Source organism: Bradyrhizobium uaiense (genome assembly GCF_010811875.1).
GTDB classification, from domain to species: Bacteria; Pseudomonadota; Alphaproteobacteria; order Rhizobiales; family Xanthobacteraceae; genus Bradyrhizobium; species Bradyrhizobium uaiense.
The window spans coordinates 1-9,480 of record NZ_VKHP01000320.1 but is presented as its reverse complement, the minus strand read 5'-3'; the positions used below and the strand labels follow the sequence as shown (position 1 = coordinate 9,480).

The 9,480-nt window shown below is 65.7% G+C and carries 10 protein-coding genes and 1 pseudogene; 5 read left to right on the top strand and 6 right to left on the bottom strand.

The window, feature by feature from the left end; all coding sequences use genetic code 11:
* Positions 1-188: 188 nt before the first annotated feature.
* Both FNJ47_RS41905 and FNJ47_RS41900 read right to left on the bottom strand, forming a co-directional pair.
* Positions 189-722 carry a GNAT family N-acetyltransferase gene (locus FNJ47_RS41905; RefSeq protein ID WP_163162130.1) on the bottom strand — a complete coding sequence of 178 codons (534 nt, stop codon included), beginning with the start codon at positions 720-722 and terminating at the stop codon, positions 189-191.
* Between the two features lie 4 nt (positions 723-726).
* A complete protein-coding gene (locus FNJ47_RS41900; protein ID WP_163162128.1) occupies positions 727-1,293 on the bottom strand; it encodes a helix-turn-helix domain-containing protein in 567 nt (188 codons plus the stop codon).
* Positions 1,294-1,498: 205 nt separating this feature from the next.
* Between FNJ47_RS41900 and secG the strand changes: the two genes are divergently transcribed.
* Together secG and pyrG are read left to right on the top strand one after the other, a co-directional pair.
* Positions 1,499-1,891, top strand: a complete 393-nt coding sequence (secG, locus tag FNJ47_RS41895; RefSeq protein WP_163162126.1) for a preprotein translocase subunit SecG — start codon at positions 1,499-1,501, stop codon at positions 1,889-1,891.
* 167 nt (positions 1,892-2,058) lie between these two features.
* Positions 2,059-3,690 carry a CTP synthase gene (gene pyrG / locus FNJ47_RS41890; RefSeq protein ID WP_092114569.1) on the top strand — a complete coding sequence of 544 codons (1,632 nt, stop codon included), beginning with the start codon at positions 2,059-2,061 and terminating at the stop codon, positions 3,688-3,690.
* Between the two features lie 20 nt (positions 3,691-3,710).
* Here the strand turns inward: pyrG and FNJ47_RS41885 are convergent, their stop codons facing one another.
* The 3 genes from FNJ47_RS41885 to FNJ47_RS41875 all read right to left on the bottom strand — a co-directional run bounded on the left by FNJ47_RS41885 (position 3,711) and on the right by FNJ47_RS41875 (position 6,627).
* Positions 3,711-4,376: a class I SAM-dependent methyltransferase gene (locus FNJ47_RS41885; protein ID WP_163162123.1), complete on the bottom strand. Its 666-nt coding sequence runs from the start codon at positions 4,374-4,376 to the stop codon at positions 3,711-3,713.
* Positions 4,377-4,576: 200 nt separating this feature from the next.
* Entirely contained in the window at positions 4,577-5,956 is a 1,380-nt protein-coding gene (locus FNJ47_RS41880) for a sensor histidine kinase (protein WP_163162121.1), read from the bottom strand.
* Complete coding sequence (locus tag FNJ47_RS41875; protein WP_163162119.1) at positions 5,953-6,627, bottom strand: response regulator transcription factor; 675 nt, start codon at positions 6,625-6,627, stop codon at positions 5,953-5,955. The genes FNJ47_RS41880 and FNJ47_RS41875 overlap by 4 nt, the downstream gene beginning before the upstream one ends.
* A gap of 172 nt (positions 6,628-6,799) precedes the next feature.
* Here FNJ47_RS41875 and FNJ47_RS41870 point away from each other — a divergent pair, with 172 nt between their 5' ends.
* Complete coding sequence (locus FNJ47_RS41870; protein WP_163162117.1) at positions 6,800-7,126, top strand: NIPSNAP family protein; 327 nt, start codon at positions 6,800-6,802, stop codon at positions 7,124-7,126.
* A 57-nt stretch (positions 7,127-7,183) separates the two neighbouring features.
* Here the strand turns inward: FNJ47_RS41870 and FNJ47_RS41865 are convergent, their stop codons facing one another.
* Positions 7,184-7,519 carry a PAAR domain-containing protein gene (locus FNJ47_RS41865; protein ID WP_163162115.1) on the bottom strand — a complete coding sequence of 112 codons (336 nt, stop codon included), beginning with the start codon at positions 7,517-7,519 and terminating at the stop codon, positions 7,184-7,186.
* Between the two features lie 168 nt (positions 7,520-7,687).
* On the opposite strand from FNJ47_RS41865, the gene kdsA reads away from it, so the two are divergent.
* Positions 7,688-8,542, top strand: a complete 855-nt coding sequence (gene kdsA, locus FNJ47_RS41860) for a 3-deoxy-8-phosphooctulonate synthase (RefSeq protein ID WP_181957713.1) — start codon at positions 7,688-7,690, stop codon at positions 8,540-8,542.
* Between the two features lie 15 nt (positions 8,543-8,557).
* Positions 8,558-9,364 (top strand): annotated as a pseudogene (locus FNJ47_RS41855) (MFS transporter); the annotation flags it as partial.
* Between the last annotated feature and the right edge of the window lie 116 nt (positions 9,365-9,480).

Sequence of the window (9,480 nt, the reverse complement as noted above, 5' to 3'; positions counted from 1 at the left end):
AACAACATCTTGCAGGCGTATCGGCTCAATAGCGCCTGAACACCACATCGGCCACTCGGCCGCAGCTTCGCAATAACCCAACCACCGTCATAACAGGCCAAACCCGAAAGCTTCACAAGCTGTCAGGGTGACGGGATTGGCAGTGTTGCGAAGCCGGTTGCCATTTACATCTCTGTTCGGCCGCAGGATCACGCGACCGCCGCCGCGCCAATCCGCTTCCAGTAGATCATCGTCCCGGTGAGGCCGCCATGCGGCTTCAGCGCGTAGTGCGGGATGATGCCGCTGAGTTGAAAGCCCTGCTTCTCGTAAAGTGGTGCGGCGCCGTCGTCGACGGCGGTGTCGAGCACCAGCAGCGTGCGTCCGTGCGCGATCGCAAGCGCCTCGGCGGCGCGCAGCAACGAAGTCGCGACGCCGCGATGGCGGTGGGTGAGGCGCGTCATCATCTTGGCGATCTCCGCGCGATGCGGCTGGTTCGGCGGCAGCTTCAGCAGCAGTGTCACCGTGCCGATCAGATCATCGCCGTCGAACGCGCCGAGCACGATTCGTTCACCGCGGGCTGCGGCGCCCAGCGAGTCCTGCCAGAACGCCTCGGCGTCATCCAGCGCCAGCGGATGCATGAAGCTCACGGAGCCGCCGCCGGCGACGGTCTCAATCAGAAGTTCGCTGAGCGCGCTGCGAATCTCAGGCGCATCCACGAGCGGCTTGATGACAAAGTGCGACATGCATTCAGCTCCGCGCCAGCGTCACGACGTAGGTGCAGGCGGTATTGCTCTCGTTGGCGAAGGTCGTTTCCGCCGGCGGACCGAAGCCGAGGCAATCGCCGGCGGCGAGTTCATGGCGCGCACTGCCTTCGGTGATGACGAGGCTGCCGCTCAAGACCCAGACCAGTTGGCGGATATGGGCGTAGGAGGAGGCGGGCAACGTCACCGTCTGCTTTGGCGGCAGCTCGACCCGCACCAACTCGACCGGATGATCTGGGCTGCTGAACACCTGGCGGCGCAGATAGCCGGTTTCAGGATCACGCCAGACCGGCTGCCTGGCGGCGCGTGACACTCGTTCGTTCGGCCCCTCGACGCGCAGCATCAGCCCGGCCAGGGTGAGATCGAAGGCTGAGGCAATGCGGACCAGCACGGCCGCGGTGGGGCTGACCTCGGCGCGCTCGATCTTGCTGATGGTGGCCTTGGAGACGTCCGACGTTTTGGCGAGATCGGCGAGCGACCAGCTGCGTTGGTCGCGTTCCAGCCGAATCCGCCGCGCCAGCCGTTGGGTGAGGTCATCTACTAAAATATCCATTTGTCTACTTTAGTAGAAAAACTTGGCCTCGTTCAAGTGCCCAGGCGGTGGTGATGGCGGCCGCTTGCCATCATGCGCGTTGCGACTATCTCGGGGGTGACAATGCCCGGTGCAATCGTGTAACAGGGCGCGACTTTCACGAAACCCGCAAAGCCGATAGCGCCGTTTGTCTGGCCGCTTGGCGGCTTGTGACGGAAGGCTTGCGATGCAGACTGTCGTTATCATTGTTCACCTCATGATCGTCAGCGTCATGATCGGCGCGGTGCTGCTGCAAAAATCCGAAGGCGGCGGCCTCGGTATGGGCGGTGGCGCCGGCTTCATGTCGAGCCGCGGCACGGCGAATCTGCTGACCCGGACCACGGCGATCCTCGCGGTCGGCTTCTTCATCACCAGCCTGTTCCTGTCCTGGTACGCGGGCTACGACCGTAAGCCGAGTTCGATCATCGGCACCGGCGCGCCGGCGCAGCAGACCCAGCCGGCCGGCGGTACCCCGCTGACGCCCCCGACCTCCGGCGGCATCCTCGATTCGCTGAAGAAGACCGACGAGCAGCAGGGCCAGCAGGCACCGAGCGGTCCGCAGGCGCCACGGTCGCAATAAAGCAGGGTGGCCATGCAGGATACGGCGCTGGTGTCCTGCATCCAAAACCCCCATTAATGCTCTGAAATCGCTTCCAATTTAACGTAACCCACAGCCCGGTGGATTGTTTGCCGGGAACAGCCGATTCGTTTTGCGAATCGGTGGAGTCGGCTTAAAGGTAAAGTCCCATGGCGCGGTACATATTCATCACCGGCGGCGTGGTCTCCTCGCTCGGCAAGGGTCTGGCTTCAGCGGCGCTCGGCGCTTTGCTGCAGGCCAGGGGCTACAAGGTCCGCCTTCGCAAGCTCGATCCCTATCTCAACCTCGATCCCGGAACGATGTCGCCGTATCAGCACGGCGAAGTGTTCGTGACCGACGACGGCGCCGAGACCGATCTCGATCTCGGCCATTACGAGCGCTTCACCGGTCGTCCGGCCACCAAGGCCGACAACATCACGACCGGGCGCATCTACCAGGACATCATCACCAAGGAACGCCGCGGCGATTATCTCGGAGCGACGATCCAGGTGGTCCCGCATGTCACCAACGCGATCAAGGAATTCGTGCTGTCGGGTAACGACGACTACGATTTCGTACTGGTCGAGATCGGCGGCACCGTCGGCGACATCGAGGGCCTGCCGTTCTTCGAGGCGATCCGCCAGCTCAAGAACGAGCTGCCGCGCGATCATGCCGTCTACATTCACCTGACACTTCTGCCGTACATTCCAAGTGCCGGCGAACTCAAGACAAAGCCGACGCAGCATTCGGTGAAGGAGCTGCGCTCGATCGGCATTCAGCCGGATATCCTGCTGTGCCGCACCGACCGCGAAATCCCCAAGGAAGAGCGGCGCAAGCTCGGCCTGTTCTGTAACGTGCGCGAGAGCGCCGTGATCGAGGCGCGCGACGTCGACAACATCTACGCCGTGCCGGAGGCCTATCACGCCGCCGGTCTCGACGACGAGGTGCTGGCTGCGTTCGGCATCACCGCAAAGATTCCGCCGGCGCTGCAGAGCTGGAACGTCATCAACGAGCGCGTCCGTAATCCGGAAGGCGCGGTGACGATCGCGATCGTCGGCAAATACACCGGCATGAAGGATGCCTACAAATCGCTGATCGAGGCGCTCTCCCATGGCGGCATCGCCAACAAGGTGAAGGTCAACCTCGACTGGATCGAGAGCGAGGTGTTCGAGAACGAGGACCCGGCGCCGTTCCTGGAGCACGTCAACGGCATCCTGGTGCCCGGCGGCTTCGGCCAGCGTGGCGCCGAGGGCAAGATCCGCGCGGCGCAGTTCGCGCGTGAGCGCGATGTGCCGTATTTCGGCATCTGCTTCGGCATGCAGATGGCCGTGATCGAGGCGGCGCGCAATCTGGTCGGCATCGAGGAGGCCAACTCGACCGAGTTCGGCCCGACCAAGGAGCCACTGGTCGGCCTGATGACCGAATGGCTGCGCGGCAACGAGCTCGAGAAGCGTTCGCAGAGCGGCGACCTCGGCGGCACCATGCGGCTCGGCGCCTATCCCGCGGCGCTCAACCGCGGCAGCCGCGTCTCCCAGGTCTATGGCGGCGCGACCGAGATTTCCGAGCGGCATCGCCATCGCTACGAGGTCAATACCGCCTACAAGGATCGCCTCGAGCAGCATGGCCTGCGCTTCTCCGGCATGTCGCCCGACGGCGTGCTGCCGGAAATCGTCGAGTATGAGGACCACCCCTGGTTCATCGGCGTCCAGTTCCATCCCGAGCTGAAGTCGCGGCCCTTCGAGCCGCATCCGCTGTTCGCGTCGTTCATCGAGGCTGCGGCGAAGCAGAGCCGGCTGATGTAAGGCGGCCGTCGACCGTGCCGCTACACGGCGGCACAGTCTTCGTTGGCCCGGCGTTCTTTCTTGATCGGTGAAACGTTCGAACCGGCCGCCGGCGTGGCGTCGCGCGTCATCAGCTTGTGTTGCGGGCGTCGCGTCAGCCGGTAGACCGCGGCGGGCGGCACGTTGAGGATGGCGCGGTCGACCAGCGTGGCGCGCAGCCCGAGCCGGTCGAGGATCGGCCGCCGCACCGGGCAGCGCATGCCGTAGGTGAATTGATAGAACGCGCCGCCGGGACGCATGTAGCTGAATGCGCCGCTCACGATCGATATGACCTTGCGCGGCGACATGTTGAGCAGCGGCAGTCCGCTGACGACAGCGCCGACCGGCGCGCCGTCGTAAAGCCGTTCCGAGGCCAGCCGCGCGGCGTCCATCCACAGCACGCGCGCGCCTGGAAAACGCAGCTGCAACAGCCGCATGAAATCCGAACCGTACTCGATCAGCGTGAGATCCTGCTGCCGCACGCCGCGCTTCAACAGCTGATAGGTGAAGGCGCCGGTGCCGGGGCCGAGCTCGAGCACCGGACCGGTGTTGGCGGTGATATCGCGCGTGATCAGCTCGGCGAGCGCAGCGCCCGACGGCGCGATGGCGCCGACGCGGCCGGGGGCCGCCATCCACGCCGTGAAGAAAGACAGGAGGTCATGTGACATTGGGATTCCCAGCAAAGTGTCGTCGCGCCTCGACTCGATTGCGTAGCGCGATCTCTTCTTTGCGGGGTCTGCATTGCGACAACATTGCGCGATGTTGCTGGAGCCCCGCTCCGATTGAATCGGAACGTCGCGCTGGATTCTAGTCGCGATGCGTTTTCTTCACGCGCACCGTTTCCCGCTTCGCCCGAAGCGCGCTCGTATCACGCGACGCAGGGCGCCGGCGGCAATGTGAGACGGAAGCACGCGCCGCCCTTCGGTCCGTCGAGCACGGAGACGTGACCGCCATGCAGCCTTGCGATCTCGCGCACCATGTTGAGTCCGAGGCCGGCGCCGCGGTCGAGCGGTGCGAGCCGGTAGAACGGATCGAAGATCCGCGTGCGCTGATCCCAGGGAATGCCGTCGCCTTCATCCGTCACGTCGATCGTCGCGGCGCTGCCGACATGGATCGTGATGGTGCCGCGGCGGCCGCCATGCTGGATGGCGTTCTGCACGAGATTGGTCAGCGCGCGCTCCAGCGCGGCGCGGTCGCCTGAGGTTTCGACCCGATCGGTTGCGGCATCGAGCGACAATTCGTAGCCGGCCGCGATCGCCAGCGGCGCGAGGTCGGCGGCGACGGTGCGCGCGACCGCGACCAGATCGACCCGCCCAAACGGGTTGCGGCATTGGTCGAAGCGCTGGATGTCGAGCAGCTGCTCGGCCAACGTCGCAAGCCGGGCGGAATCCTCGAGCAGGCGGGTTTTCTCAGGCCCCGCGGGCAGCGACTCCAGCCTTGTGTTGAGGATCGCGATCGGCGTGCGCAATTCGTGCGCAGCGTCGGCAACGAAGCGTTGATGGCGCGAGTAGCCGTCGTCGAGCCGCTTCAGCGCGTCATTGACGGCGGTCACGAGTGGGGCGACTTCGAGCGGAAGATGGTCGGCCGACAGCCGGCTGCCGCGCTGGCGGAAGTCGATCCGGCGCGCCTCATGCGCCGCGGAGTCGATGCCCGCAAAGGCGCGCCGCACCACCATCGGCGTCGCGATGAAAGTGGCGCATGCCATCAGCAACAGGCCGGGCAGGGTGCTGCCCAGGCACGTCAGCGTCATCACCAGCAGCGCCTTGGTGCCGGTCATCCGGCCTTGCGTCGCGGTCATGATCTGGACGTTGCCGGCGTCGCTGTTGACGCGCTTCAGCCGCGCCGCCGGCTTGCCGGGGCTGTCCTCCAGCATCTGATAGCCGAGCCGCGCCTGGCTGATATGATCGAGGGCATTGCCGATCCGCGCGAAATCGGGCGGCACCTCGCCTTCGAAGAGCGTGTGCCCTTCGCGGTCCCGCACGGCGAACCAGAGATCGGGAATCTCGGCGCGTAGCTTGTTGAGATCGTCGGTCGGATGCAACGCGAGTTCGCCTTGCGCGTTGCGCATGATGGCCGATTGCACGACGTCGATGACGCGTTCCTCATCCCGGTTGACCAGCAGGAAACCGGAAGCCCACAGCGCGCCAAGCACAGTGAGCACGAGTCCCGTCAGCAACACCGCCTGCAACGCGACCAGGCGCCAGCTCAGTTGCGACCGCAGGCAGTAGTGATCGGCCTGTTCGCTCATGACACCTGCTTCAGCAGGTAACCGACGCCGCGGATGCTGTGGATCTCGATGCCGGCGTCCGACTCGGCAAGCTTGCGCCTGAGCCGCGAGACGTGGGCGTCGAGCGCGTTCGACTGGATCTCGTCCTCGAAATTGTAGACGGCGTCTTCGAGCGTCGCGCGCAGCACGGTGCGGCCCATGCGGCGCAGCAGCGTCTCCAGCACCAGGAGTTCGCGCCGCGGGAGGTCGAGCGGGCGGCCATCGATGCTGGCCTCGCGATGGCTGCAATCGAACGCCATGCGGCCGGCCTTGATGATGTCGAGCTGCATGCCTGCGGGGCGGCGCAGCACGGCGCGCAGCCGCGCCAGCAGCTCCTCGACCGCGAACGGCTTGGCCAGATAGTCGTCGGCGCCGCTGTCGAGACCGGTGATGCGGTCCGCGAGGTCGCCGCGCGCGGTCAGCACGATGATCGGAACGCCATCCGCCTTGGCGCGCAGCTTCGGGATCAGCGTGAGGCCGTCGCCGTCGGGAAGCTGGCGATCGAGCAGGACGGCGCCATGCACGTCGGCGGAGATCGCTTCCTCGGCCTCGGCAAGGCTCGGCACATGGTCGACGACCATGTCGTAGCCCTTCAGCGCCTGCGACAGCGCCGCAGCCATCTCCGGCTCGTCTTCAACCAGCAGTATCCGCATGTGCTTTGGGTCCAGATCCCGAACAGCCGGTTGTAGGGCAAGTAACATTGCAACAACATTGCGGAAATGGCCGCCTGCCGCGAGCAGGGGTGCCATGTCGGCGCCCCCTCAAGACAGTCCGGAACCCGCTGGCTATAACGGCCCGCCAAGCAAAATCCGGGAAGGACCGACAATGATCTACGAGACCCGCGTCTATCGCTGCCTGCCGGGCCGGCTGCCGGCGCTACTGAAGCGCTTCGAGACCATTACGCTGAAGCTCTGGGACAAGCACGGCATCAAGCAGGCCGGCTTCTTCACGACGCTGGTCGGCGAATCCAACCAGGACCTGACCTATCTGCTGGCCTGGGAATCGCTTGCCGAGCGCGACAAGAAATGGACTGCATTCACGACCGATCCGGAATGGATCGCCGCGCGCGCCAAGACCGAGGAGGACGGCCAGATCGTTCTCACCATCGAAAACCAGCTCCTGGTGCCGACGTCGTTCTCGGCGGTCAAGTGATGCGATAGCCATCGCGGCGCGCTGACGAGACGTCGTCGCGCGCCAGTTGCCAGACTGCTATTGCGCGCAGCCGGATGTCTGGTCGCCTTCGCGGACCATCGGTTTGCCGTTGATGAAGACGCCATGGCTGCCCGAGGTGGTCTTGCCGCCGCAATGCGTGCGGTCGCCCATGACCACCGCTGGCTTGCCGTTGATCAGGACATTGGGCACGCCTTCGACCAGGGGGCCGCCATTGCTGGTGGTGTCGCCGCTGCGCGCAGCCGGCTTGCCGTTGATGGTGACGCCGGTAGCGCCGCTGGTGACGACGCCGGGCTGGTTGCTGGTCTGGCCAAAGGCGAGGCCCGGTATCGCCGACAGGGCGGCCACGGCTATGATCACAGGCGAAAGGCGCATGTCGTTCCTCATTGGGAATCTGTTCCCCAGCAGTCTATAGAGGCGGTTGGGGCAGGATTGTGATAGCACGGCGCACCCACGGCGTCAGCGCAACCCCCTCATCGTGCAGGATGGCTTGATCCCTCCCGCGCGGGATTGCATGGTCGCAGACCAAAAGGATGCAGCATTTTGACCAATCAGGTTTCCGCGCAAGCCGCGCCGATCGTTGCCGTCGGATCGGCCATATTCGGCAACGCCTTGCCGATCTCGATCATCGCCGGTCCCTGCCAGCTCGAGAGCCGCGCCCACGCGCTTGAAGTGGCTGCCGCGCTGAAGGAAATCGCGGCCCGGCTCAAGATCGGTCTGGTGTACAAGACCTCGTTCGACAAGGCGAACCGCACCAGCGCGTCGGCCGCGCGCGGCATCGGGCTCAAGCAGGCGCTGCCGATTTTCGCCGAGATCCGTTCTTCGTTCGGGCTCCCCGTGCTGACCGACGTGCATGAACCCGACCAGTGCGCCGAAGCAGCGGAGGCCGTCGACGTGCTCCAGATCCCGGCCTTCCTGTGCCGGCAGACCGATCTGCTGGTGGCCGCGGCCGCGACCGGCAAGGCCGTCAATGTCAAGAAGGGCCAGTTTCTGGCGCCGTGGGACATGGCCAATGTGGTCAGCAAGATCACCGGCGCCGGCAACGCCAATGTGCTGGTCACCGAACGTGGCGCGTCGTTCGGCTACAACACGCTGGTCTCCGACATGCGCGCGCTGCCGATCCTTTCGCGCACCACCGGCGCGCCTGTGATCTTCGACGCCACCCATTCGGTGCAGCAGCCGGGCGGCAAGGGCACTTCGTCGGGCGGCGAGCGCGAGTTCGTGCCGGTGCTGGCGCGGGCTGCGGTCGCGGTCGGCGTCGCCGGCGTGTTCATCGAGACCCATCCCGATCCGGATCATGCGCCGTCCGATGGCCCCAACATGGTGCCGCTCCGTGAATTCGAATCCCTCGTCAAGCGGCTGATGCAGTTCGACGCGCTCGCCAAGACGGCAGCCTGACCGACGGACCACGACATGACCGCAACCAGCGGCATGCCGCCGGCCCTCAACGTCATCACGCTGGCGACCTTCGCGGCGAGCCTGTCGGTGCGCGCGCTCGATCCGGTGCTGCCGCATGTCGCCGATGATTTCGGCGTCAGCATCGCGACCGCAGCGAGCTTTGCCGCGGTGTTCGCCTTCACTTTTGCCGCGGTCCAGCCGGCGATCGGCGCCGCCGCCGATCTGTTCGGCAAGGCGCGGCTGATGACGATCTGCCTCGGACTGCTCGGCTTCGCCAATATCCTCGGCGCGCTCTCGACCTCGTTTCCGATGCTGTTCGTGACCCGCATCCTCGCGGGCATCGGCTCGGGCGGCGTGTTTCCGGTAGCGCTGTCCCTGACCAGCGATCTAGTCGGACCGGACAAGCGGCAGCTCGCGATCGGCCGGACGCTGGCGGGCTCGATGACCGGCAATCTGCTCGGGGCCACGGCCTCCGGCCTGATCGGCGATTTGCTCGGCTGGCGCGGCGTGCTCGCGGTGCTCGGCGGCCTTGTCATCATCGTCGCGGTCGCGGTTGCGGTAGGCTTCCGCGGCGCCGCGCTGAACCGTCCGCCGCGCACCAGCCTGAAGGCGCTGCGCCACGGCTATCGCACCATCTTCACCAACCCGAACGCGCGCATCTGCTATTCGGCGGTCTTCGTCGAAGGCTGCTGCGTGCTCGGGCTGTTCCCCTTCATCGCCTCGTTCCTGTTCGAGCTCGGCGAGACCTCGCTGTCGATCGCCGGCATCGTGATCGCGGGCTTTGCGATCGGCGGCCTGCTCTACACGCTGACGGTGGCGCGCGCCTCGACCGACAGCTCGCTGGCGAACACCTGCAGGCAGCCGTGGATCATGTAGAAGCCGAGGCCCATCACCAGGAGGCCCGCCATCTGCAGCTTCCAGTGCGGCCCGAAGGCGAC